Origin of the sequence: Sphingomonas longa, assembly GCF_016892685.1 — a bacterium.
In the GTDB taxonomy this organism is placed as follows: Bacteria; Pseudomonadota; Alphaproteobacteria; order Sphingomonadales; family Sphingomonadaceae; genus Sphingomonas; species Sphingomonas longa.
The window spans coordinates 668,994-693,415 of record NZ_JAFEMC010000003.1; the positions used below are offsets into that span (position 1 = coordinate 668,994).

The window sequence follows — 24,422 nt, forward strand, 5'->3', positions numbered from 1 at the left end:
TCCGTCCCGTTGGCAAGCCGCCTTGCCGTTCAGCGCCTATTCGCCCAAGGAGTGGTGCGATGACGGATGGTGCCACTTTCGATCAGGATCAGGACACCGTCCGATTCGCGGGCGACCTGTCGCTGGCGCGGCTCGGCACGCTGCCCGACCGTCTCGATCGCATCGACGGCAAGGTCGCCCGCGTCGACATGAGCGGCGTCCACCGCATCGATACGGTCGGTGCGTGGGTCGTCCACCGTTTCGCCGCCCGCCACGACGCACCGGTCGAGGGGCTGAGCGCGGATGGCCAGCATCTGTTCGATCAGGTCGTGCAATCCGACACGCCGGTTTCCGTCCGTCCCGGCCACCAGTCGAGCTTCAAACGGGTGCTGGGCGAAGTCGGCGACGCCGTCGTCGTCGCCGGCCGAACCTTGTACGGCTTGCTCGGCTTCATGGGCGCGACGGTCATTGCGTTCGGCCAGGTCATTCGCCACCCGCGCCGCTTCCGCTTCAACGCGGTGGTGCACGAGTTCGAAACGGTCGGCGTATCCGCGCTCGCCATCCTCGGCCTGATGGGCTTCCTGATTGGCATGGTCATCGCGCAACAGGGCGCGGTGCAGCTGCGCCAGTTCGGCGCAGAGGTCTTCACGATCAACCTCGTCGGTCGCCTGACCTTCCGCGAGCTGGGCGTGCTGATGACCGCGATCATGGTCGCGGGCCGCTCCGGCTCGGCGTTCGCCGCGCAGCTCGGCACGATGAAGCTGACCGAGGAAATCGACGCGATGCGAACGATCGGTGTGTCGCCTATGGAGGCGCTGGTGCTGCCGCGCACGCTGGCGGCCATCGTTCTGATGCCGCTGCTCGGTTTCTACACGTCCATGATCGCGCTGATCGGCGGCGGATTACTGTCGTGGATCACGCTGGAAATTCCGCCGGTCACGTTTGTCGCCCGCATCCGTGAAGTCGTGCCGATCACCGACCTGTATATCGGCCTGATCAAGGCACCCGTATTCGGCGCGATCATCGCCATCGCCGGGTGTTTCCAGGGTATGCAGGTGGAGGCGGACGCGGAGCAGGTCGGCCTGCGCACGACTTCCGCAGTGGTGCAGGGCATCTTCCTCGTCATCGTGCTCGACGCGTTCTTCGCGGTGTTCTTCACGTGGATCGGGTGGAACTGATGGCTGTGTCCGACACATCCCGCGACCGCCGCGACGGCGACGACATCATCGTCGACGTCAGGAATTTGCGGAACAGCTTCGGCCCCTCGGTGATCCACGAAGGGCTGGACCTCCAGGTTCGTCGCGGCGAAATCCTCGGCGTGGTCGGCGGGTCGGGCACCGGCAAGTCGGTGCTGATGCGCTCGATCATCGGCCTCCAGACGCCCGATGCGGGCGACATCACCGTGTTCGGAGAGCCGACGATCGGCCGCGACGAGACGGAGGCGACCAACATCCGCAAGCGCTGGGGCGTGCTGTTCCAGGGGGGCGCGCTGTTCTCGACGCTGACCGTGGCGGAGAACGTGCAGGTCCCGTTACGCGAGTTCTACCGCGACCTTTCGCCTGCACTGATCGACGAGATCGCCGCGTATAAGGTCGTGATGACCGGCCTGCCCGCCGATGCCGGCCCGAAATACCCCGCCGAACTGTCGGGCGGCATGAAGAAGCGCGCCGGCCTCGCCCGCGCGCTGGCGATGGACCCGGAACTGCTGTTCCTCGACGAGCCGACCGCGGGCCTCGACCCGATCGGCGCGGCGGCCTTCGACGAACTGATCCAGTCGCTTCAGCGCACGCTGGGCCTGACCGTGTTCCTCATCACCCACGATCTCGACACGCTGTACGCGATCTGCGACCGGGTGGCGGTGCTCGCCGACAAGAAGGTGATCGCGGTCGGCACGATCGACGAGTTGAAGGCGCTCGATCACCCCTGGATCCATGAGTATTTCGAGGGGCCGCGCGGTCGGGCCGCCTCGACGACCAAGGAATTCGGCACCAGCGACGCCCAGGCGGACGCGCATCCGACCGAGGTCGTCGCCAACGAGACCGGCCAGCGCTCGCAAGGCGCCGCCGCCGACAACGCAGCAAGGGCAAGCTGATGGAAACCCGTTCTAATCACGTCCTCGTCGGCGCCGTCGTGCTGATCCTGCTCGGGGTGCTCGCGCTGTTCACCGTGTGGATCGCGCGGCTCGGCGGCACCGAAGAGAAAGAGTACGATATCTTCTTCCGCCAGTCGGTCGACGGGCTCGCCCGCGGCTCGGCCGTGACGTTTTCGGGCGTACCGTCGGGTCAGGTGAAACAGATCGCGCTTTGGGCCAACGATCCGCAGTTCGTGCGCGTCCGCATCAGCGTCAACCACGACACGCCGATCCTGCTTGGCACCACCGCCAGCATCTCCGGCGTCGGCTTCACCGGCGTCAGCCAGGTGTCGCTGGACGGCGCGCGGAAGGGGCAGGCGGCGATCGCCTGTCCAGAAACGCCGCGTGCCGATCAGTGCCCTTACGGGGTACCGGTGATCCCGACCAAGCAGGGCGGTCTGGGCGCGATCCTGAATTCCGCGCCGCAGTTGCTGGAACGGCTGTCGACATTGACCGAGCGCCTCACCGGCCTGCTCACCGACCGCAATCAGGCGTCGATCGCCGGCATCCTGGAAAACACCAATCGCCTGACCGATGCGTTGGCCGATCGCGGACCGGAGATTGCGGCGACACTGGCGCAGACTCGCGTCGCCATCCAGCAGGCGGGCGACGCCGCGCAGCAGATCGGCGCGCTGGCGGCGACCACCAACGGCGTGCTGGCAAACGACATCCAGCCGACGATCCGCAACCTGAACGGGGCGATCGCGGCGGCGCAACAGTCGGCGGAGACGCTGAACGGCGCGATCAACGATGCGCGGCCCGGCCTCCAGACCTTCTCGCGCCAGACGATCCCGGAAGCGAACCGGCTGGTCCGCGACCTGCGCACGACGGCGGCGGCGCTGTCGTCGGTGGCGGAGAAGGTCGATCAGCAGGGCGCGAGTTCGCTCATCGGGCAGCAGAAGCTGCCGGACTACAAGGGTAAGTGAGGGGTATCGGCATGAAGACGCTCTCGATCGCGATCGGCCTTCTCGCCGCGCTCCCGCTCGCCGGCTGCATCAGCTTCGGCGCGACCCCGCCCGACACGCTGATGAAGCTGGAGGCGACGACGCAGGTGCCGGTTGGTCAGGTCCAGAACTCGGCGACCGCGAAGTCGATCGTGATCGGCGTGCCGGTGACGCCGCAGTCGCTGGCGACGCAGCGCGTGCCCGTTGCGACCAGCGCGACCAGCGTCGCCTATGTGAAGGATGCGCAGTGGACGGAGCCGCCGTCACGCCTGTTCGCACGGGTCGTGTCCGACACCGTGTCGGCGCGCACCGGTCGCGTCGTGCTCAGCCCGGTGCAGGCGGTGGCGGAGGCCAACGACGATCTGGAGGGCGAACTGCGCACATTCGGGCTAGACGCCGCGACGCGGGAAGCCGTGGTCACGTTCGACGGTGCGCTCCAGCGGGCTGGCCAGCCCGCAACGGAGAAGCGCCGGTTCGAGGCGCGCGTCCCGGTGGCGGCGATCGACGCCGCATCGGCGGGACCGGCGTTGAATCAGGCCGCCAATCAGGTCGCGTCGGAAGTCGCCGACTGGATCGGGCGCTGAACAATTTGGAACGCTGCGAGCGTCAGCGCTGAGTGGTATATCCAATGGCAACGGTGAAGTATCGGCGCTGATAGATTCACCTGAGCGTCGCTCGGACACCGCGGCGGCGCTGGCCAGCTAGAGCCGATCGACGCTCAGCCTATCTCCGTCACCCGGACTTGTTCGGCAATGACCCCCTTGAGATATGTATAGGTCATGTGTCCCGCGAAGGCGGGGACCCAGTACTGGGTCCCCGCCTTCGCGGGAGTACATGGATGCCGTGCAGGCCGCGTCCATGTTTCAAGGGGATAAGCACGGACGATTCCGGACTGGCTATGCGTAAAGAGCAAAAGCACCTTCGGGGCTGAATGTCGGTCAGCTCGGCCGTGCACCCTGCGCAAATCGTATTGATCGAAGTAAGTATCTGTCAGCTATCGGGAATTGGGTCTCAATCCAGCGGAACCGGGTCGCCGTGCGAAGGATTGCACCGCCTTGTCGAACCACTCCGTGCGCAGCGTCGCGCGGGCGTTTGTACAGGAGAGATATATGATCGTTCGCACTTTCAGCATCGCCGCCGCACTGGCGATCATGCCCGCCGCGGCCCACGCGCAGGCCGTCGCCCCCAAGACCTATGTCGCCAAGGCCGGCGCCAGCGACTTGTATGAAAAACAGTCGAGCCAGCTCGTGCTGGCCTCGACCAAGGATGCCAAGGTCCGCCAGTTCGCGAACCAGATGATCGCGCACCACACCAAGAGCACCAACGACGTGAAGGCTGCCGCCCGGCAGGCGGGTATCGCCGTGCCGCCACCCAAGCTGGAGCCGATGCAGGCCAGCAACATCGCCAAGCTGCGAGCAGCCAAGGGCACCGCGCGCGATCAGGCCTATATCCAGCAGCAGAAGGTCGCGCATCAGCAGGCATTGGCGCTGCATCAGGGCTATGCCGCGAACGGCACCGCCGCTCCGCTGAAGACCGCCGCCGCAGCGATCGCCCCGGTGGTGCAGACCCACATCGACGAACTGCAGCAGATGTAATGGATGGGTCGGGCGACAGGTATCGCCCGCCCCTTCGGTCAGCCGTCATGCCGGGCGTGTCCGGCATCCACTGCCGGACACGCCCGCAACTCGTGATCGGGTCGCTCCGTGGATGTCCGAGCCAGCCCGGCATGACGACGACCGGTCGCTCCGGCGCTACTCCACCAGCGCGAGCACCCGCTCCGCCTCCATCAGATGCAGCCGCTCGACCATCTCACCGTTCAATCTGATCGCGCCGCGTCCCTCGGTACCGGGGGACGCAAACGCCGCGACGATCGCCCGCGCGCGCCCCACCTCCGCCTCCGTCGGCCCGAACGCAGCGTTGGCCGCATCGATCTGCGCCGGATGGATCAGGCTCTTGCCGTCGAACCCCCAGTCCGCGCCCTGTCGACACTCCGCTGCCAGCCGATCAGGATCGTCGAACACGTTCAGCACGCCGTCCAGCGCCAGCATCCGGCCCGCCCGCGCCGCCGCGACGATCTGCGCCAGCGCGGGCAGCAGGGGCGCCCGGTCCGGTCCCGGTCGGCAGCGCAGGTCCAGCGCCAGATCGTTCGTGCCCGCTACCAGCGCACCAAGGCGCAGCTCGGCTGCCGCCGACGCGATCTCTGGCAGCGCCATGATCCCGCGTGCCGTTTCGATCATCGCCCACACTGCGGGACCGTTGGGCCCAAGCCGCTCGCGCGCCATCCGCAACGTCGCGACCCCGTCGACCTTCGGCAGCAATACCGCGTCCGGCGGCGCCGTCGCCAGCGCCGCGAGATCGTCCTCCGCCCATTCGCCGTCCACCGCGTTGATGCGCACGACCAGCAGACGGGGTCCGAAGCCGCCGTCGTGCAGCGCCGCCCGCGCAGCATCCCGAGCCGCCGCCTTGGCTTCCGGTGCTACCGAATCTTCCAGGTCCAGAACCACCGCATCGCACGGCAGACCGCGTGCCTTGACGATCGCCCGCGCGTTGGATGCCGGCAGGAACAGCGCGCTGCGGCAGCGGGACATCGGGGAAGCCATCATCTTCATGATCCATGTTGTCCGGTGACACTTTTCGGCATTGGCAGCCTAGCAGCGGATCGTCGGCAGGCGTAGAGCCAAGCTGTGATCGCCGGTAAACCTCGCTCGATCCGCATCGCCGCGGTGGCCGTCGCGCTGCTGCTGGCCGCCTGCGAACCGGGTGTCCTCAATCCCGCCGGGCCGGTGGCGGCTGGCGAGCGGACGGTTCTGCTCAATTCGCTGGTCATCATGCTCGGCATCGTCATCCCGACGATCGTCGCCACCCTGGCCTTTGCATGGTGGTTCCGCGCCGGCAACACCCGCGCGACGTACCTGCCGACCTGGACCTATTCCGGGCGAGTCGAACTGCTGGTGTGGTCCGTGCCAGCGCTGGTGGTCATCTTCCTTGCGGGCATAACCTGGATCGGCAGCCACGATCTCGCCCCTGAAAAGCCGCTGGCGTCGAAGGTCGCACCGATCGAGGTGCAGGTCGTCGCGCTCGACTGGAAATGGCTGTTCATCTATCCCGGCCAGAACGTCGCGACCGTCAATCGCCTCGTCATTCCCGTCGGTACGCCGGTCCGGTTCCGCATCACCAGCGGCACCGTCATGAACAGCTTCTTCGTGCCGCAGCTCGGTAGTCAGATCTATGCGATGTCGGGCATGGACTCGCGCCTGCACCTGCAAGCCGACCAGCCCGGCAGCTATCGCGGCATGTCCGCGCACTATAGCGGGGAAGGGTTCGCCGACATGAATTTCGTCGTCGATGCCGTACCGCGCGCGCAATTTGCGGGTTGGGTCGCGCAAACGCGGGCGGCGGGACCGCTGCTCGACGGCCCCGGTTTCGCCGAGCTCGCTCGGGAGGCATCGTCGGTGAAGACGCCGTTCAGCTACCGCGCGGTGCTGCCCGGCCTTTACGACCGCATCGTCGCGCACGCCGGTGCCGCGGTCCGCGACACCGCCGATTCCGGCCGGGAGGACAAGAAGTGAGCCCGCTGCACCCCGTCGAGATGGGGCAGATCTCGCCGATCTTCGGCAAGCTGAACTGGGACTCGATCCCGTTCGACGAGCCGCTGCCGCTGGTGTCGTCCGCCGTCGTGGCGATCGCGATCCTGAGCATCCTCGGCTGGGTGTGGAAGAAGGGGCTGTTCCCCTATCTGTGGAAGGAGTGGATCACCTCCGTCGATCACAAGCGGATCGGGGTGATGTACTGCGTGCTGGCGGCAGTGATGCTGCTACGCGGCTTTTCCGATGCACTGCTGATGCGCTCGCAACAGGCGATCGCGTACATGAACCCGGGCTACCTGCCGCCCGACCACTACGACCAGATCTTTTCCGCGCACGGCACGATCATGATCTTCTTCGTCGCGATGACGTTCATGATCGGCCTGATGAATTTCGCCCTGCCGCTTCAGCTCGGCGTCCGCGATGTGGCGTTCCCGACGTTGAATTCCGTCAGCTTCTGGCTGACCGCCAGCGGCGCGCTACTGCTCAACATCAGCCTCGTGGTCGGGGAGTTCGCGAAGACCGGCTGGGTCGTCTATCCGCCGCTCAGCGAGTTGCGCTTCTCGCCTGGGGTCGGGGTGGATTACTATCTGTGGGCGATCCAGATATCGGGCGTCGGCACGTTGCTGTCGGGCGTGAATCTGGTCACGACGATCCTGAAGATGCGCGCGCCCGGCATGGGCTACACCCGGATGCCGATGTTCTGCTGGACGTCGCTGGCGGCGAACCTGCTGATCGTCGCCGCCTTCCCGATCCTGACCGCGACGCTGGCGATGCTGACGCTCGACCGGTATCTCGGTTTCCACTTCTTCACGAACGAGGCTGGTGGCAACCAGATGATGTTCGTGAACCTGATCTGGGCATGGGGCCATCCGGAGGTCTACATCCTGATCCTGCCCGCGTTCGGCATCTTCTCCGAAGTCGTGTCGACCTTCTCGGGCAAGCCGCTGTTCGGCTATCGATCGATGATCGCGGCGACGATGGTCATCTGCATCCTGTCGTTCATGGTCTGGCTCCACCATTTCTTCACGATGGGGGCGGGGGCGGACGTCAACGGCTTCTTCGGCATCACGACGATGATCATCGCGGTGCCGACGGGGGTGAAGGTCTTCAACTGGCTGTTCACGATGTACGGTGGCCGCATCCGCTTCACCTCGATGATGCTGTGGTCGCTGGGCTTCATGGTCACGTTCGTGATCGGCGGGATGACCGGCGTGCTGCTCGCCGTACCGCCCGCCGATTTCGTGCTGCACAACTCGCTGTTCCTCGTCGCGCATTTTCATAACGTCGTGATCGGCGGCGTGCTGTTCGGCGCGTTTGCGGGTCTGACCTATTGGTGGCCCAAGGCGTTCGGCTTCACCCTCGACGAGCGCTGGGGAAAGCGTGCCTTCTGGTTCTGGATCGTCGGCTTCTACGTCGCCTTCATGCCGCTCTACGTGCTCGGCCTGATGGGCATGACGCGACGTTTGGGCCATTACGACGTTGCCGCCTGGCATCCGTGGCTGATCGCCGCGGCGGTCGGTGCGGTGCTGATCGCGATCGGCATCGCGTGCCAGATCGTCATGATCTACGTCTCGATCCGCGACCGCGAGCGGCTGGCCGACACCAGCGGCGATCCCTGGGATGGCCGCACGCTGGAGTGGATCACGACCTCGCCACCCCCGCCGTTCAACTTCGCGGTGCTGCCGAACGTGCAGGGCGAGGAAGCCTATTGGGACATCAAGTCGCGCGCGCTGGAGAAGAAGCAGCTCAGCGACCGCCCCGAATATGAGCATTTCGAGATGCCGCATAACTCGCCGACGGGCATCGTCACCGCGTTCTTCGCGACGGTGATGGGGTTCGCGCTGATCTGGCACATCTGGTGGATGGTGATCCTCGGCTTCCTCGGCGCGTGGGCGACGTTCGTGGTCTTCGCGTGGCGCGACGAGGCGGAATACGAAGTCCCGGCTGAGGAAGCCCGCCGCCGCGACGCCGAACGCCGCCGCGCCAAGGCGATCCTGCTGGGCCTGCCCGAGGACAGCGTCGCATGAGCGCGCAGGCAGCAGCCCGACACGGCGGCCACGGCCACGGCGGGGGCGACCCTAACCACCTCGGCCACGGCGATACGCCGATCAGCGAGCAGGGACCGGCGTCGAAGCGGATCGTCGTGGCCTATGGCTTCTGGATCTTCCTGCTCTCCGACTTCATCATGTTCTCCGGTTTCTTCGCGGCCTATGCCGTGCTGGTCGGGGAGACGGCGGGCGGGCCGGGCGGACGCGATCTGTTCGAACTGCCGCTGGTCGCCGGGGAAACCGCGCTGTTGCTGCTGTCCAGCTTCGCGTGCGGCATGGCCGGTATCGCGATGCACGCCCGCTCCATCAAATGGTTTCAGGTCGCGATGGCGGCGACCGCGTTGCTCGGCGCCGGCTTCCTCGCGCTGGAACTCTACGAATTCCTGCATCTGATCGGCGAGGGTGCCGGGCCGGGGCGCAGTGCGTTCCTGTCGGCGTTCTTCGCGCTGGTCGGGTGCCACGGCGTCCACGTCGCGCTCGGCCTCGCATGGCTGACGACGATGATGGCGCAGGTCTGGACCAAGGGTTTCCGCGAGGACATCGACCGGCGCATCGCGTGTTTCATGCTGTTCTGGCACGCGCTCGACATCATCTGGGTAGCCTTGTTCACCGTTGTCTACCTTCTCGGCGCGGGAGCGGCGACATGAGCGAACGCGACATGGAGATGGAGTCCGATCACGAGACGGGCGACTCCGCGCCGGGCGAAAGCGACGAGCATGACGGCGCGTCGGTCGCGATCCAGGTCCGCAACTATCTGGTCGGGCTGGGACTGGCGACGGTGCTGACCGCCGCGTCCTTCTGGGCGGCGGGCACCGGGCTGATCTATGGCCCCGGCATCCCCGTCGCGCTGATCGCGCTCGCGGTGGCGCAGATGGGCATCCACCTCGTCTTCTTTCTGCACATCACCACCGGGCCGGACAACAGCAACAACGTGCTGGCGCTGGCATTCGGCGTGCTGATCGTCGGACTGGTGCTGATCGGCACGATCTGGATCATGAACCATCTCGACCACAACCTGATGCCGATGGGCGAGATGATGCGGATGCAGCGTTAGGGCGTCTCCGCCAGCAGCGCGCGGGTGACGCCGTTGGTCCAGCCGAAGCCGTCCTGATTGGGATATTCCCCACCGCCACCCGGCTTGCGCTCGACCACGTCGTATTTCTCCAGCAGCTTGCCCGACGCGGCATATTCCCGCTGCACGCCCGCCAGCCACGCGGTCCTGATCCGGGTCGCCAGCGCGGTTTCTTGGTAGCGGCGCAGGCCGGTGATCGCGATCCACTGGAGCGGGGCCCAGCCATTGGGTTCGTCCCATTGCTGCCCGCTCGGCGTCCCGGTCGTCATCACGCCACCCTCGCCGACCAGCGGCTGGGACGCCGCCGCCGTCGCGCGGCCCTGATCGGGCGTCGCCGCCCCGACGAACAGCGGGAACATCGTCGCGGCGGTCAGCACGGTGTTGGCGCGACCGGTGTCGAGGTCATGGTCGGCGAAGAAGCGCCCGTTCCACAGATGCCGGCGGATCGCCTGCGTCCGCGCCTCCGCCCGCTGGCCGAACTCGGTCGCACACGCCGTGTCGGCCAGCGTGCGGCAGTTCGTGGCGATCGCCTGCTCCAGCCCCAGCAACAGGCTGTTGAGATCGACCGCGGCGAAGCGCGTGGTCCGGATCGTCGCCAGCGTGCGGCCGTCCGCGAACCAGCGGGACGAGAAGTCCCAGCCGCTTTCCGCCCCGGCGCGCAGGTTGCGGAACAGGTCGGCGCGGTCGCGATCCGTCGTATGATCGGCGAGCGCGGCATCCTCGCGGTAACTTTCGTCGCGCGGATCGGCGCGGTCGTCCCAGTATCGGTTGAGCAGCGACCCATCGGCAAGGCGCGCGACGCGGCGATGCTGCTGCCCCGGCTTCAGCGTGGCTTCGCCGTCCATCCAGAACGCATGCTCCGCGCGCAACTGCCGCGTCCGCGTCGCCAGCGTCGTGGCATCCCGCGACAGGCCGGACATCAGATAGAAGACCGGCGGCTGCGACCGGCTGAGATAGTAAGTTCGCGTACCGTTGGGGATGTGGCCGTAACGATCGATCAGGCTGCCGAAATCGGCGACCATCGTCTCGATCAGGTCCTGTCGCCCCGCCGCGGGCAGGCCCAGCATCGTGAAATAGCTGTCCCAGTAATACAGCTCGCGAAACCGTCCGCCGGGCACGACGTAGGGCTTGGGCAGCGACAAGGCCGACGATCCCGCGGGAACGCTGGTCGTCGTCCGGGTCAGATGCGGCCACAGTTTGTCGATGTGCTCCGCCAGACTGCTGGTCGGCTGCGGCGTCACCACGCGCTCGGCGGGCAGCGTGAAGTTCGCGGTGACGAACGCCTTCAACGCCGGGTCGGTGTCGCACTTGCAGCTTCGGTACGCGGCCATGATCGCTGTCGCCGGCCGCTTCGGCACGGCATCCGCGAACGTCTTCGAATCGGGGAAGATCTGGCGCATCTGCACCGCGGTGTAGAGCGGCCCGTACACCTGTGCGGGCGAGGGTGGGAACGGCTTCACCGGCGCAGCGGCGATCGGGGCGGCAATGGCCGCGGTGGCCAGCATCATCAGGATCACAATCGACTCTCCAGCATCTTCGCACGTGCCAGCGTCACGCGTCGCTCCCCGCGATCGACGCGCAGGAACATCGTTTCGTCACCGGCGGGCAGGCGCAGCAGGAACCCGCCCGCGCCCATCCACCGTTCCGGCGTCATCGGCCGGTCGCACAGGTCGCGCCAGTCCGCCGACTCCAGCCATGCGGGGTCGGCGAGCGGCCAGTCGCGCCGGAACGCGGACAGCGCCGCGACGAAATCCTCCAGTGCGACATCGCGATGATCCCAATCGAGCCACGTCATCTCGTCCTGCGCATAGGCGTTGTTGTTGCCGCGCTGCGTCCGGCCGAACTCGTCGCCCGCGGTCAGCATCGGCGTGCCCTTCGACGCGAACAGGGTCGCCAGCATCGCGCGGACATCGGCATCGCGGCGGCCGCGGATCGCGGGATCGCTGCTCGGCCCTTCGACACCGTTGTTCCACGCGACTTCCTCAGCATGACCATCGCGGTTCTGCTCGCCATTGGCCTCGTTGTGGCGATGGGCATAGGTGACGACATCGCCCAGCGAAAAGCCGTCATGCGCCGCGACGAAATTCACCGATCGCGACGCGCGCGCGCTCCCGAACACATCGGAGGACCCGGCGATCCGCGTCGTCAGCACGCCCGCGCCGCCGTCGCCGCGCCAGAAGCGGCGGACATCGTCGCGGTACCGGTCGTTCCATTCCAGCCAGTTCGCGGGAAAATGCCCGAGCTGATAGCCGCCGGGGCCGGTATCCCACGGCTCCGCGACCATGATCCGGTCCTTCAGCAACGGATCGCCGGCGATCGCCGCGAAGATCGGTGCGGCGGGATCGAAGCCCGGTCCGCGCGCGAGGATCGGCGCGAGATCGAACCGGAAGCCGTCGACGCCCAGCGACGCGAAGTGCCGCAGCGACGCGAGCACGAGCTCGCGTACCGGCGCTTGCGAACAGTCGAGCGTGTTGCCGGTGCCGGAGTCGTTGATCAGCTGCCCCGCGCCATCCCGCGCATAGGCTGCCGGATCGAGCCCGCGCAGGCACAGCGTCGGCCCCTCCGAGTCACTCTCGCCGGTATGGTTGAACACCACGTCCAGCAGCGTGCCGATGCCCGCCGCGCGCAACGCCGCAACCGTCGACGCCAACTCCTCGCACCCGCCGGGACACAGGCCCGGATCGAGCGCCATCGGTGCGACGGGATTGTATCCCCACGCGTTCACCAGCCCCAGGGGCGGCAGATGCCGTTCGTCGATCCACGCAACGATCGGCATCAACTCGACCGCCGCGACGCCGATCTTCGTCAGGTGCCGCAGCACCGCCGGATGCGCGAGCGCGGCGATCGTGCCGCGCTGCTCCGGCGGGACCTCCGGATGCCGCATCGTGTAGCCGCGCACGTTCAATTCGTAGATCAGCCCGCCGGGCGCAAACACGGGTGGGGGAGGTGGCGCGCGCGACACGGAGGCGGGCACGATCGCCTTCGGCACCAGCGCCGCGCTGTCCTTTCCGAACACCGCCAGCCGCGGATCGTAGGCGAAGCGCCGGTCCAGCTCCTGCGCCCACGGATCGACCAGCAGCTTGGCCGGATCGAACCACAGGTTTGCGGGCGGCTCGTACCGCCCGTGCGCGCGATAGCCGTAACGGTCGCCGGCACGCACGCCGGACACCGTCAGTGACCAGCCGTCGCCGCTGCGTTCCATCGGCAGGCGGCGCTCGCTGTCGCCGTCGAACAGGCACAGGAAGACGGCGCTCGCATCCGGTGCGCGCACCGCGAACTGCGTAGCCGGAGCATCGGGACCCGAGGCGACGGGATGCGCGCCCCAGGCGGGCATGCTCACGTCACGACGTCCGGACGCTCGCGACCGGTGTGGCGGACGATGCCGGCGATCGCGTCGGCGGCGGCGGCGATGTCGGCCAGCATCGCGGTCGCATCGCCATCGATGGCGGTCGCCTCATACCGTTCGAGATAGACGCGCAGCGTCGCGCCGCTGGTGCCGGTGCCGGACAGGCGGAACACGACGCGGCTGCCGCCCACGAACAACACACGGATACCCTGGTTGCGGCTGACCGACCCATCGGTCGGGTCTTCATAGGCGAAGTCGTCCGCAGCTTCGACGGTCAGGTCGCCGAACCGCCGGCCCGGCAGGTTGCCCAGCTTGCTGCGCAATTCGGTCATCAGCGCATCGGCGCGGTCGCTCTCGACGCCCTCGTAATCGTGGCGGGCGTAATAGTTGCGGCCGTACGTCGCCCAATGCTCGCGCGCGATCGCCTCGACCGACTGGCCGCGGACCGCGAGGATGTTGAGCCACAGCAGGACCGCCCACAGCCCGTCCTTCTCGCGGACATGGTCGCTGCCGGTCCCCGCGCTTTCCTCGCCGCAGATCGTCGCCAATCCGGCGTCGAGCAGATTGCCGAAGAACTTCCAGCCGGTCGGCGTCTCGAACGACGGAATACCCAGAGCGGCGGCAACGCGGTCGGCGGCGGCGCTGGTCGGCATCGACCGCGCAATCCCCTTCAACCCACCCCGATAGCCGGGCGCGAGGTGCGCGTTGGCGGCCAGCATCGCGAGGCTGTCGGACGGCGTGATGAAGATGTTGCGCCCGATGATCAGGTTGCGGTCGCCGTCACCGTCCGACGCCGCGCCGAAATCCGGCGCATCGGCGGCCATCATCGTCTTGTAGAGTTCATGCGCGTGAACGAGGTTGGGATCTGGATGGTGCCCGCCGAAATCGGGCAGCGGCGTACCGTTTCGAACCGTGCCCGCCGCGAAGCCGAGCTGCCGCTCCAGAATCTCCGTCGCGTACGGGCCGGTCACCGCGCTCATCGCGTCGAACGCCATCGACAGCCCGGCGGCGCGGATCGCATCGAAGTCGAACAGCTTGCGCATGAGTTCGGCGTAATCGGTAACCGGATCGACCACCTCGACCGTCATCCCCGCCAGCATCGTCTCGCCGTCGGTATCGAGATCGACGTCGTCCGCCTCGACGGTCAGCCAGCGGTCGATCGTCAGGGTGCGCGCGTGGATCGCCTCGGTCACCTTTTCGGGGGCGGGGCCGCCGTTGGCGATATTGTACTTGATCCCGAAATCCTCGTCCGGGCCGCCGGGATTGTGGCTGGCGGACAGCACCAGCCCGCCGAGCGCGCGGCGGATGCGGATCATGTTGCTGGCGGCGGGCGTCGACAGGATGCCGCCACGCCCGACCACGACGCGGCCGAAGCCGTTGGCGGCGGCGATGCGGATCGCGACCTGAATGACTTCACGGTTGAGAAATCGCCCGTCGCCACCGATCACCAGCGTCGCGCCGTCCTTGTCCTCAATCGCGTCGAATACCGACTGGATGAAGTTCTCGGCATAATTGGGCTGCTGGAAGACGCGGACCTTCTTGCGCAGGCCGGACGTGCCCGGCTTCTGGTCGGGATAGGGCGTGGAGGGGACGGTTATGGTCATGATGATCCCGTTAGATCGCGGTAGAGGCGGGCGTAAAGCTGGCCGCTCCGGCTCCAGGAAAAATCGGCCTGCATGCCGCTGCGCTGCAGCATGCGCCAGCGGTTGGGCTCTGCGTAGAGCGCGACGGTACGGTCGATCGCGTGGATCAGGACGCCGGGCGTGACGCCGTCGTGGACGATGCCGGTCGCCACCCCCGCCGCCAGCGCGGCCTCGTTCGCGTCGATCACCGTATCCGCCAGCCCGCCGGTGCGCGCGACGACCGGCACGCAGCCATAGGCGAGGCCGTAGAGTTGCGTCAGCCCGCACGGCTCGAACCGCGACGGGATCAGGATCGCGTCGGCACCGCCCTGCAATAGATGCGACAACTCTTCGTCATACCCGATCCTCACCCCGACCCGGCCGCGGTGGCGCTCCGCGGCCGACAGGAACGCGTATTCCAGCGCGGCGTCGCCCGATCCGAGCAGCGCCAGCCTGCCGCCACGCGCGACGAGGTGGTCGATCGTCTCGACCAGCACGTCCATGCCCTTCTGCCATGTCAGCCGGCTGACGACGGTGAAGATCGGGCCGGATGCCGGATCGAGGCCGAACGCCTGCTCCACCGCGGCTCGGTTGGCGGCGCGGCGGCCGAGCGTCTCAATCGCGTAGCGCGCGGGCAGGGCAGTGTCGGCGTCGGGGCTCCAGACGGCGGGGTCGATGCCGTTGACGATGCCGTGCAGCGCACCCTGTCGCGACCGGGTTGCGATCAGCCCCTCCAGCCCCATGCCGAATTCCGGGCGCAGAATCTCGCGCGCGTAGGTAGGGGAGACGGTGGTGATCGCGTCGGCGGCGTTCAGGCCGGCCTTCAGGAATCCGACCTGTCCGTAATATTCGACGCCGTCGATGCTCCAGTCTGACGCGGGCAGGCCGAGCGCGGGAAAGATGCCGGCGTCGTAGCTGCCCTGAAACGCGATATTGTGGACGGTGACGACGGTCTTCGCCTCCGCCCCCAGCGCGCGTGCGTAGACCGGGGCAAGCCCCGCCTGCCAGTCATGCGCGTGCATCACGTCGAAGCGATGGCCGGCGATGGTGCCGGCCGCGAGGTCGGCGGCGGCGCGGGACAGCGCAGCGAAGCGCCGCCAGTTGTCGCCCCAGTCGCGGCCGTCCGCATCGGCATAGGGGCCACCCGGACGCGCGAACAGCTCCGGCGCGTCGAGCACCAGCAGCGGATGCTCGCCGATCCGCGCCTCGATCAGCCGCGCCTCGACCCCGAGCAGGTCCGGCCAGTGATGCGCCACGCGCCCGTTGCGAGTGGCCGCGGCCATCGCCGGATAACCGGGCAGCAGCGTGGTGGTGGCGATCCCGTGTGGGCTCAGCGCTGCCGGCAACGCACCGACGACATCGGCGAGGCCGCCGGTCTTGACGAGAGGATAGGCTTCCGACGCGACGGAGAGGATGCGCACTTAATCCCTCTCCCCCTGGTAAAGGGAGGGAGGAGCGAAGCGACGGAAGTGTGAGGGTGTGTCGCTCCCCACCCTCACTCCGCGCTTGCTGCGCAAGCTGGCCTCTCTCCCAAGGGGAGAGGGGGAGGACGGCATTAATCCTGCGCGGAACGGAACGGCCCCCCTCACAACCCCAGCCGGTCGATCATCGGTTGCGTAATCAGGCACACGCCGCGGTCGGTACGACGGAACCGCTGCGCATCCAGCACCGGGTCGTCGCCCACCACCAGGCTGTTGGGAATCTTCACGCCCGCATCGATCACCACCCGCCGCAACCGCGCACCGCGACCGATATGACAGTTGGGCAGCACCACCGCCTCGTCCAGCATCGAAAAGCTGTGCGCGCGTGTGCCGGTCGACAGCAGCGACCGGTTGATCGAGGCGCCTGACACGATGCAATTGCCCGACACCAGACTGGCGACCGCGGAGCCGCGGCGGCCATCGATATCGTGGACGAATTTGGCGGGCGGCGTGATCTCCGAATAGGTCCAGAGCGGCCAGCTATTCTCGTACAGATCCAGCTCGGGCAGGACATCGGTCAGGTCGATGCTGGCCTCCCAATAGGCGTCGATCGTGCCGACATCGCGCCAATAGGCCTGCGGCTCTCCGTCGGAGCGGACGCACGACGCGCTGAAACGGTGCGCCTGCGCATGGCCGTGCTTGACCAGATACGGGATGATGTCCTTGCCAAAGTCGCGATCGGACCCTTCGGTGGCGGCGTCGCGGCGCAGTTCCTCGATCAGGAACTTGGTCGCGAAGACGTAGATGCCCAGCGAGGCCAGCGCGATCTCCGGATTGCCGGGGATCGCCGGCGGGTCGGCGGGCTTCTCGACGAAATCGACGATCCGGTCGTCCTCGTCGACATGCATCACGCCAAATCCGGTCGCCTCCATCCGCGGCACTTCCATGCAGGCGACGGTCACGTCCGCACCGCTGTCGCAATGCTGCTGGAGCATGATCTCGTAATCCATCTTGTAGATGTGGTCGCCCGCCAGGATGACCATGAATTCCGGACCGTAGCTTTCGATGATGTCGATGTTCTGGAACACGGCGTCGGCCGTACCCTCGTACCACTGCGTCTCCGACACGCGTTGCGAGGCGGGCAGGATGTCGAAGCTTTCGTTGCGTTCCGGGCGCAGGAAGTTCCAACCGCGTTGCAGATGCCGGATCAGGCTGTGCGCCTTGTACTGGGTCGCGACGCCGATACGGCGGATGCCGGAATTGAGCGCGTTCGACAGGGCGAAGTCGATGATCCGCGCTTTGCCGCCGAAATAGACCGCCGGCTTGGCGCGGGTATCCGTCATCTCGAACAGGCGGCTGCCACGCCCGCCGGCCAGCACGTACGCCATAGCGTCGCGGGCCAGCGGCTGTCCCCGGCGGTGGTGGTGGTCCATCCTCATCCCTCCTGTTGTGGCCGTATTGTTTCACCCGTTTCGGGGCGTTGTCGAGGGTCGGAGGGCCTTCTTTTCCTCGATTTTCGATCCTGGAGGCGTTGGGCACGGGGTGGTACCCCGCGCGCTTGCCATAGGTTATGCCTCGCCCCGGCCCATCCCGCCGGCGCCCGGTGCAATTACCCCTCGAACTCCAGCATGATCGTGGCGAGCGGCGGCAGCGTTACCCACGCGACGCCGTCCTTCGCCTCGACACCGCCCATATTGCCCAGACCCGAACCCCAATAGTCATGCGCGTCGGAATTCAGGACTTCGGTCCAGCGGCCGTCGTGCGGCAGGGGCAGGCGATACGGCGCGCGCGCCACCGGCGTCATGTTGGTGATGACCGCGACCGGCTTCTCGCCCGGCGCCTTGCGCAGCCATGCGAAGACGGAGTTGACGCTGTCGTCCGCCACCAGCCACTCGAACCCCTCCGGTTCGCAATCACGAGCGTGAAGCGCCGGTTTTGCCGCGTAGATGTGGTTCAGGTCGCGGACCAGCTTGCGAACCCCGTCATGCGCGTGGCTGGAGCGCAGATGCCAGTCGAGGCCGCGCTCTTCCGACCACTCGGCGCGCTGGGCGAACTCCTGCCCCATGAACAGCAGCTTCTTGCCCGGATAGCCCCACATGAACGCGTAATAGAGGCGCAGATTGGCGAATTGCTGCCAGTCGTCGCCCGGCATCTTCGCCAGCAGCGACCCCTTGCCGTGGACGACCTCGTCATGACTCAGCGGCAGGACGAAATTTTCGGAGAAGCTGTAGACCAGCCCGAAGGTGATCTCGCCGTGGTGGTGCCGCCGATGCACCGGCTCCCGCGCCATGTAATGGAGCGTGTCGTGCATCCATCCCATGTTCCACTTAAATCCAAAGCCCAGCCCGCCATTACGCTCGCCCGGTGGTGGCGCGGGTTCGGACACGCCGGGCCATGACGTCGATTCCTCGGCGACGGTGAAGATGCCGGGATGCTCGCGGTAGACCGCGCGGTTCATCGAACGGAGGAACTCCACCGCTTCCCAATTCTCGCGGCCACCCTCTTCGTTGGGAATCCACTCGCCCGCCTGGCGGCTGTAATCGCGGTACAGCATCGATGCCACCGCATCGACGCGCAACCCGTCGAGGTGATAGCGCTCGGCCCAGAACAGCGCGTTGTTGACGAGGTAGGACGACACTTCGCGCCGCCCGAAATTGTAGATCGCGGTGTTCCAGTCGGGATGATAGCCGAGCCGCGGGTCCTCATGCTCGTAGAGCGCAGTGCCGTCGAACCGCGACAGCCCGTGCACGTCGGTCGGGAAATGCGCCGGCACCCAGTCGAGCAGCACGCCGACGCCCGCCTGATGCGCCCCGTCGACGAACCGCGCGAACCCTTCGTGATCGCCGAACCGGGCGGACGGAGCATAAAGGCCCGTCGTCTGGTAGCCCCAAGACGGATCATAGGGATGCTCGGTGATCGGCAGGAATTCGATATGGGTGAAGCCCATGTCGACGACGTACGGGATCAGGCGGTCTGCCAGCGCGTCCCACGTCAGATACCAGCCGTTCGCGTCCTTTTCCCAGGACCCGGCATGAACCTCGTAGATCGAGATCGGCTGACGGCGGGGATCGACGGAGGCCCAATGCTGGCGGTGGCCGTCGTCCTGCCATTCGTGCGTGAACCCGCCGGTGGTGACCGAGGCGGTTTTCGGGCGGAGTTCGGCAGCGAAGGCGAACGGGTCCGCCTTTTGCGGCACCATCTCGCCGTGCGGGCCGATGATTTCGAACTTGTAGCTCTGGCCGGCGGGAAGATCTGGCAGGAAGATTTCCCACACGCCGACATCGGCGCGGCGGCGCATGACGTGGCGGCGTCCGTCCCAGCCGTTGAAATCGCCGACCACGGAGACGCGCCGTGCGTTCGGGGCCCATACCGCGAAGTGCATGCCGGTCGCGCCCTGATGCTCGATCAGGTGCGCGCCCATCTTGTTCCACAGGCGGTGGTGCGTACCCTCGCCCATCAGATAGTCGTCGGTGGGGCCGAGGACGGGACCGTAGCTGTACGGGTCGCCGACCCACCACTCCGCGCCGAACCCCTGCGCCTTGTAGCGGACCGGCTGCGGGTCGCCCGTCACCGCTCCCTCGAACAGGTCGTCACCGACCGGCGTCAGTTGCCCCAGGCTCTCACCCGCGAGGTCGAAGGCCTCTGCCGTCTCCGCTCCGGGAATCCAGGTGCGCGCGAAGCTCCCGTCGGGGCCGGGGAAGACACCGAGAAGGGAGAAGGGGTCGTCGTGACGCCCTTCCAGCAGGGCGGCGATAGCGTCACTCGATGGTTTCACAGGACTCCCCAGATGTCCTTCGCGTATTCGCGGATGGTGCGGTCCGACGAGAACCATCCGACGCGCGCGACGTTCCTTATCGCCGCTGCGTTCCATCCTTCATGGTTCTGCCACCGCGCATCGACCTGGCGCTGCGCGGCGGCATAGGCGTCGAAATCGGCGGCGAGCATGAACCAGTCGCCGTCGTAAAGCCCGCCGACCAGTCCCTTGTACCGGTCGGGATCGTCGGGGGAGAAGACGCCCGACGCGATCCCGGACAGCGCCTGCGACAGTTCCGGCGAGGCGTCGATCGCGGCGCGCGGGTCGTAGCCGCGGGCGCGTTGCTCCGCGACCTCGTCCGCGGTCAGGCCGAAGATGACGATGTTGTCGTCGCCGACACGGTCGCGAATCTCGACATTCGCACCGTCTAGCGTGCCGATCGTCAGCGCGCCGTTCAGCGCGAACTTCATGTTGCCGGTGCCGGACGCTTCCATGCCCGCGGTGCTGATCTGCTCCGAAAGGTCGGCGGCGGGGATGATCTTCTCCGCCAGCGACACGTTGTAATTGGGCACGAACGCGACCTTCAACAGGCCACCGATCGCCGGGTCCGCGTTGATCCGCCGCGCCACGTCGTTCGCCAGTTTGATGATGAGCTTCGCGTTGTGGTAGCTCGACGCCGCCTTGCCGCCGAACAGTTTCACGCGCGGCACCCAGTCGCGCTCCGGATGGCTGCGGATCTGGTCGTACAGCGCCACCGTCTCGACGATGTTGAGCAACTGGCGCTTATACTCGTGAATGCGCTTGATCTGGACGTCGTACATCGCGTCGGGATCGATGCGGATGCCCATCAGCTCCTTCAGATGCTGCGCCAGCGCGACCTTGTTGGCGCGCTTCACGCTGGCGAACCTGCTGCGGAAGCCGGCATCGTCGGCAAACGGGTCGAGCGCCGACAGCTTTTCCGCATCGTCGAGGAAATCGTCGCCGATCGCCTCCCGGATCAGCGCGGTCAGGCCGGGGTTCGCCTGTTGCAGCCAGCGGCGCGGGGTGATGCCGTTGGTCTTGTTGTTGATCCGGTCCGGATACAGCGCGTGCAGGTCGGCGAAGACCGTCTTCTTCATCAGGTCGGTGTGCAGCGCCGCGACGCCGTTGATGCTGTGCGATCCCGCGAACGCCAGATTGGCCATCCGCACGCGCCGCTCGCCACCTTCCGCGATCAGGCTGATCGCGGCGATCGCGCGATCGTCGACGCCCTTCGCCTTCGCCTCTCGCAGCAGCTTCGCGTTGATCGCATAGACCAGCTGCATGTGCCGGGGCAGCAACCGCTCGAACAGCGGCAGGGGCCAGCTTTCCAGTGCCTCGGGCAGCAGCGTGTGGTTGGTGTAACCGAACGTCGCGCGGGTGATGTCCCACGCCTCGTCGAAGCCGAGATCGTGGAAATCGACCAGCAGCCGCATCAACTCCGCCACCGCGACCGCCGGGTGCGTGTCGTTAAGCTGGATCGCCGCCTTGTCGGGCAGCGTGCGGATGTCGCCGGTATACTGGATGTGCCGGCGGACGATGTCCTGAATCGAGGCGGAGGAGAAGAAATACTCCTGCCGCAACCGCAGCTCCTGCCCGGCGGCGGTGGAATCGTTCGGATACAGCACGCGCGTCAGCGTCTCGGCGCGGGTTTGACCCGCCAAAGCCCCCTCGAAATCGCCGGCATTGAACTGGTCGAGCTTGATCGGATCGAACGCGCGCGCGGTCCACAGGCGCAGCGTGTTGACCCGCTTGCCGCGCCAACCGACCATCGGCGTGTCGACGGCGGTCGCCTCGACGCCCTCCGCCGCCTTCCAGTGGACGTGGCCCGTCTCGGTGCCGACGACCTCGCCGCCGAAGCCGATGAAATACGCGCTCTCGCGCCGTTCGAACTCCCACGGATTGCCGTATTGCAGCCAGTTCTCGGGCAGTTCTACCTGGAAGCCATCGTCGATCCGCTGCCGGAACATGCCGTTCACATAGCGGATGCCATAGCCATAGGCCGGCAGGTCGAGGCTCGCGAGGCTTTCCATGAAGCACGCCGCCAGCCGGCCGAGACCGCCATTGCCGAGCGCCGCGTCGGGTTCGATCTCCTCGATCGTGGCGAGGTCGACGCCGAGCGACTTCAGGGCGCCGGCGATATCGTGCGTCTGGTTCAGGTTGGACAAGGCGTCGCGGAGCAGCCGCCCGATCAGGAATTCCAGGCTGAGATAATAGACGCGCTTGGCGCCCTTGGCATGGGCTTCGCGCGTGGAATCCATCCACTTTTCGATGATGTCGTTGCGGACGGTGAAGATCGTCGCGGCCAGCCAGTCATGCGGGCGTGCGGCCTTTTCGTCCTTGCCGATGCGGTGAACGAGCGTGTCGAGGATCTGCGCGGCGAGCGGCGTCAGCACCGGCTTGTCGGCGGCAGGAGACAGCAGAGTGGCCAAGGGATGCTCCGGGGTGATTGATCCGGATCAGCGATAGTGGGCGGCGCGCGGATGTCACGCGATCATACGTATGTGGACGATCGATCCTCCCTGGAGGTCCTCCGCACAAGAGCAAAGGAGCTCACAGCATCCCGTACAGCAGCGTTCCGTTCAGCCCGATGATGATCGCGGTGATGACCCACGCCAGTCCTCGCAGCCACGCCGGGCTGACGAGGTCGCCCATTACCGCGGGCCGTCCCGTGAACATCACCAGCGGCACCACCGCGAACGGCAGTTGCAGGCTCAGGATCACCTGACTGAGCACCAGCAGCTGCGTCGCGCCGGCATCGCCGCTCGCGCCCACCACCAGCACCGCCGGCACGATCGCCAGCGCGCGGGTGACGAGGCGGCGTGCCCAGGTCGGCAGGCGCAGGTGGAGGAATCCCTCCATGACAATTTGTCCCGCCAGCGTGCCGGTGACGGTCGAGTTCTGGCCCGACGCGAGCAGCGCGACCGCGAAGACGATGCTGGCCGCGCCCATGCCCAGCGACGGCGCGAGCAGGCGATAGGCCTCGTCGATTTCCGCCACGTCGGTGCGACCGGCGGTGTGGAAGGTCGCGGCGGCGAGGATCAGGATCGCCGCGTTGATGAAGAACGCCAGCCCCAGCGCGACCGTGCTGTCGATCGTCGCCATCTTGGCGGCCTCGCGCTTGTCCGCCGAACCGGTGCCGAACGCCCGCGTCTGGACGATCGACGAGTGCAGGTACAGATTGTGCGGCATCACCGTCGCGCCGAGGATGCCGATCGCGATGTACAGCATCGCCGGATTGGTCAGGATTGCCGGCGTCGGCACCAGCCCGCGCATGATCGCACCCGGATCGGGTCGGGCCAGGAACAGCTCGAACACGAAACAGCCGGCGATGATGCACAACAGGGCGATGACGAACGCCTCCAGCCGCCGGAATCCGAAGCGTTGCAGCGCGAGGATCAGGAACACGTCGACCGCGGTGACGAGCACGCCCCACGTCAGCGGCAGTCCGAACAGCAGTTTCAGCGCGATCGCGGTGCCCAGCACCTCCGCCAGATCGCAGGCGATGATCGCAATCTCGCACAGCACCCACAGCGCGATGCTGACCGGCTTCGAGTAGTTGGCGCGGCACGCCTGCGCGAGATCCATGCCCGATGCCACGCCGAGGCGCGCCGACAGCGCCTGCAATACGATCGCCATCAGGTTGGACAGCAGGATGACGCTGAGCAGGGTATAGCCGAACGCCGATCCACCGGCGATGTCGGTCGCCCAGTTGCCGGGGTCCATATAGCCGACCGCGACCAGATAGCCGGGGCCGGCAAAGGCGAGGAAGCGGCGGAATGCGCCTGCGCCGGCGGGCAGGACGACGCTGCGATGGCTTTCCGACAGCGATCGGAACTCGCCCTGGGGCAGGGCGTCGGTGGCGGAGGGTGGCGGCATGGCAGCTACAGGTGGCGCAGGCGGGCCGTCGCGGCAAGCGACTTGCATTAACGCGGCATGCAGGACATCGATTGCACCGATGCAGAAAATCCTGACCGCGCTCGCACCCGCCGCCCTGTTCGCCGCCGGCTTTGCCGCCGCTTCCGCCGATGCTGCGACGCCGATCGCCGGGAGGTGGATGACCGAGGAAAAGACCGCGATCGTCACGGTCGGCCCCTGCGGCTCCAACGTGTGCGGTCGCCTGACGACGCTGTTGAAGCAGCCTCCATCGGGGCCGCCGGTCGACTCCAACAACCCCGATCCCGCATTGCGCCGCCGCCCGCTGGAGGGATTGGTGATCCTGTCCGGCTTCGCCGACAAGGGCGACGACTGGCGCGGCAAGATTTACGATCCCAAATCCGGCAAGACGTACAAATCGATCCTGAAACGCGAGAGCGATGGAACGCTGAAGGTTCAGGGCTGCATCGCCTTCTTCTGCCGAACGCAACGCTGGACACCCGTGAAGGGATGACGTCGCCCGTGGGTTTCGCCTTGGGAACGAATGGTTTTCGGCCGGTGCGGACCCTTAATAAAAGATGAACATGGCTTGACCGTCATCCCTTGATCGTCATGATGCTCCTC

Annotated in this window: 19 protein-coding genes; 10 read left to right on the top strand and 9 right to left on the bottom strand. The window is 66.9% G+C overall.

Translation table 11 applies throughout. From position 1 onward, the window contains the following. The first annotated feature begins 59 nt into the window (after nucleotides 1-59). From ILT43_RS13175 to ILT43_RS13195, 5 genes are all read left to right on the top strand, one after another. Nucleotides 60-1,157, top strand: a complete 1,098-nt coding sequence (locus ILT43_RS13175) for an ABC transporter permease (RefSeq protein ID WP_204199420.1) — start codon at nucleotides 60-62, stop codon at nucleotides 1,155-1,157. Then, on the top strand, nucleotides 1,157-2,071 hold the full coding sequence (locus ILT43_RS13180; protein ID WP_204199421.1) for an ABC transporter ATP-binding protein: 915 nt from the start codon (nucleotides 1,157-1,159) through the stop codon (nucleotides 2,069-2,071). Before ILT43_RS13175 ends, ILT43_RS13180 begins: the two co-directional genes overlap by 1 nt. Then, a complete protein-coding gene (locus tag ILT43_RS13185) occupies nucleotides 2,071-3,036 on the top strand; it encodes an MlaD family protein (protein WP_204199422.1) in 966 nt (321 codons plus the stop codon). Before ILT43_RS13180 ends, ILT43_RS13185 begins: the two co-directional genes overlap by 1 nt. 11 nt (nucleotides 3,037-3,047) lie before the next feature. After that, entirely contained in the window at nucleotides 3,048-3,638 is a 591-nt protein-coding gene (locus ILT43_RS13190; protein ID WP_204199423.1) for an ABC-type transport auxiliary lipoprotein family protein, read from the top strand. 525 nt (nucleotides 3,639-4,163) lie between these two features. Next, nucleotides 4,164-4,649: a DUF4142 domain-containing protein gene (locus ILT43_RS13195; protein WP_204199424.1), complete on the top strand. Its 486-nt coding sequence runs from the start codon at nucleotides 4,164-4,166 to the stop codon at nucleotides 4,647-4,649. A gap of 156 nt (nucleotides 4,650-4,805) precedes the next feature. Here ILT43_RS13195 and ILT43_RS13200 read toward each other — a convergent pair whose 3' ends face one another. Beyond that, a complete protein-coding gene (locus tag ILT43_RS13200; RefSeq protein ID WP_204199425.1) occupies nucleotides 4,806-5,657 on the bottom strand; it encodes an HpcH/HpaI aldolase/citrate lyase family protein in 852 nt (283 codons plus the stop codon). 81 nt (nucleotides 5,658-5,738) lie between these two features. On the opposite strand from ILT43_RS13200, the gene cyoA reads away from it, so the two are divergent. The 4 genes from cyoA to cyoD are packed head-to-tail and all read left to right on the top strand — an operon-like array spanning nucleotide 5,739 to nucleotide 9,743. Beyond that, a complete protein-coding gene (cyoA, locus tag ILT43_RS13205) occupies nucleotides 5,739-6,623 on the top strand; it encodes a ubiquinol oxidase subunit II (protein ID WP_204199426.1) in 885 nt (294 codons plus the stop codon). A gap of 20 nt (nucleotides 6,624-6,643) precedes the next feature. Next, nucleotides 6,644-8,668 carry a cytochrome o ubiquinol oxidase subunit I gene (gene cyoB, locus ILT43_RS13210; RefSeq protein WP_239474775.1) on the top strand — a complete coding sequence of 675 codons (2,025 nt, stop codon included), beginning with the start codon at nucleotides 6,644-6,646 and terminating at the stop codon, nucleotides 8,666-8,668. After that, nucleotides 8,665-9,336 (top strand): cytochrome (ubi)quinol oxidase subunit III, encoded by a 672-nt coding sequence (locus ILT43_RS13215; protein ID WP_204199427.1) that lies wholly within the window; start codon nucleotides 8,665-8,667, stop codon nucleotides 9,334-9,336. The genes cyoB and ILT43_RS13215 overlap by 4 nt, the downstream gene beginning before the upstream one ends. Further along, entirely contained in the window at nucleotides 9,333-9,743 is a 411-nt protein-coding gene (cyoD, locus tag ILT43_RS13220; protein WP_204199428.1) for a cytochrome o ubiquinol oxidase subunit IV, read from the top strand. Before ILT43_RS13215 ends, cyoD begins: the two co-directional genes overlap by 4 nt. Here the strand turns inward: cyoD and treA are convergent. From treA to ILT43_RS13260, 8 genes are all read right to left on the bottom strand, one after another. Next, on the bottom strand, nucleotides 9,740-11,269 hold the full coding sequence (treA, locus tag ILT43_RS13225; RefSeq protein ID WP_204199429.1) for an alpha,alpha-trehalase TreA: 1,530 nt from the start codon (nucleotides 11,267-11,269) through the stop codon (nucleotides 9,740-9,742). The two genes, cyoD and treA, sit on opposite strands and share 4 nt — an antisense overlap. Nucleotides 11,270-11,274: 5 nt before the next feature. Beyond that, complete coding sequence (gene glgX / locus ILT43_RS13230) at nucleotides 11,275-13,095, bottom strand: glycogen debranching protein GlgX (protein WP_211534526.1); 1,821 nt, start codon at nucleotides 13,093-13,095, stop codon at nucleotides 11,275-11,277. A gap of 2 nt (nucleotides 13,096-13,097) precedes the next feature. Further along, nucleotides 13,098-14,711, bottom strand: a complete 1,614-nt coding sequence (locus ILT43_RS13235; protein ID WP_204199431.1) for an alpha-D-glucose phosphate-specific phosphoglucomutase — start codon at nucleotides 14,709-14,711, stop codon at nucleotides 13,098-13,100. Beyond that, a complete protein-coding gene (glgA, locus tag ILT43_RS13240) occupies nucleotides 14,708-16,150 on the bottom strand; it encodes a glycogen synthase GlgA (RefSeq protein WP_204199432.1) in 1,443 nt (480 codons plus the stop codon). The genes ILT43_RS13235 and glgA overlap by 4 nt, the downstream gene beginning before the upstream one ends. 164 nt (nucleotides 16,151-16,314) lie before the next feature. Then, a complete protein-coding gene (gene glgC / locus ILT43_RS13245; protein WP_204199433.1) occupies nucleotides 16,315-17,583 on the bottom strand; it encodes a glucose-1-phosphate adenylyltransferase in 1,269 nt (422 codons plus the stop codon). A gap of 176 nt (nucleotides 17,584-17,759) precedes the next feature. Continuing rightward, complete coding sequence (gene glgB, locus ILT43_RS13250; protein WP_204199434.1) at nucleotides 17,760-19,925, bottom strand: 1,4-alpha-glucan branching protein GlgB; 2,166 nt, start codon at nucleotides 19,923-19,925, stop codon at nucleotides 17,760-17,762. Beyond that, entirely contained in the window at nucleotides 19,922-22,354 is a 2,433-nt protein-coding gene (locus ILT43_RS13255; RefSeq protein ID WP_204199435.1) for a glycogen/starch/alpha-glucan phosphorylase, read from the bottom strand. The genes glgB and ILT43_RS13255 overlap by 4 nt, the downstream gene beginning before the upstream one ends. A 121-nt stretch (nucleotides 22,355-22,475) precedes the next feature. Next, nucleotides 22,476-23,801, bottom strand: coding sequence for an Nramp family divalent metal transporter (locus ILT43_RS13260; RefSeq protein ID WP_204199436.1), 1,326 nt, complete (start codon nucleotides 23,799-23,801; stop codon nucleotides 22,476-22,478). Nucleotides 23,802-23,880: 79 nt separating this feature from the next. Between ILT43_RS13260 and ILT43_RS13265 the strand changes: the two genes are divergently transcribed. Further along, on the top strand, nucleotides 23,881-24,312 hold the full coding sequence (locus ILT43_RS13265) for a DUF2147 domain-containing protein (protein WP_204199437.1): 432 nt from the start codon (nucleotides 23,881-23,883) through the stop codon (nucleotides 24,310-24,312). The last annotated feature ends 110 nt before the right edge of the window (nucleotides 24,313-24,422 follow it).

Bases quoted from the DNA above. Each gene is read 5' to 3' on its own strand.
- ILT43_RS13175 (WP_204199420.1), top strand. From the start codon at position 60: ATGACGGATGGTGCCACTTTCGATCAGGATCAGGACACCGTCCGATTC.
- ILT43_RS13180 (WP_204199421.1), top strand. From the start codon at position 1,157: ATGGCTGTGTCCGACACATCCCGCGACCGCCGCGACGGCGACGACATC.
- ILT43_RS13185 (WP_204199422.1), top strand. From the start codon at position 2,071: ATGGAAACCCGTTCTAATCACGTCCTCGTCGGCGCCGTCGTGCTGATC.
- ILT43_RS13190 (WP_204199423.1), top strand. From the start codon at position 3,048: ATGAAGACGCTCTCGATCGCGATCGGCCTTCTCGCCGCGCTCCCGCTC.
- ILT43_RS13195 (WP_204199424.1), top strand. From the start codon at position 4,164: ATGATCGTTCGCACTTTCAGCATCGCCGCCGCACTGGCGATCATGCCC.
- ILT43_RS13200 (WP_204199425.1), bottom strand. From the start codon at position 5,657: ATGATGGCTTCCCCGATGTCCCGCTGCCGCAGCGCGCTGTTCCTGCCG.
- cyoB (WP_239474775.1), top strand. From the start codon at position 6,644: ATGGGGCAGATCTCGCCGATCTTCGGCAAGCTGAACTGGGACTCGATC.
- ILT43_RS13215 (WP_204199427.1), top strand. From the start codon at position 8,665: ATGAGCGCGCAGGCAGCAGCCCGACACGGCGGCCACGGCCACGGCGGG.
- cyoD (WP_204199428.1), top strand. From the start codon at position 9,333: ATGAGCGAACGCGACATGGAGATGGAGTCCGATCACGAGACGGGCGAC.
- treA (WP_204199429.1), bottom strand. From the start codon at position 11,269: ATGATGCTGGCCACCGCGGCCATTGCCGCCCCGATCGCCGCTGCGCCG.
- glgX (WP_211534526.1), bottom strand. From the start codon at position 13,095: ATGCCCGCCTGGGGCGCGCATCCCGTCGCCTCGGGTCCCGATGCTCCG.
- ILT43_RS13235 (WP_204199431.1), bottom strand. From the start codon at position 14,711: ATGACCATAACCGTCCCCTCCACGCCCTATCCCGACCAGAAGCCGGGC.
- glgC (WP_204199433.1), bottom strand. From the start codon at position 17,583: ATGGACCACCACCACCGCCGGGGACAGCCGCTGGCCCGCGACGCTATG.
- ILT43_RS13260 (WP_204199436.1), bottom strand. From the start codon at position 23,801: ATGCCGCCACCCTCCGCCACCGACGCCCTGCCCCAGGGCGAGTTCCGA.
- ILT43_RS13265 (WP_204199437.1), top strand. From the start codon at position 23,881: ATGCAGAAAATCCTGACCGCGCTCGCACCCGCCGCCCTGTTCGCCGCC.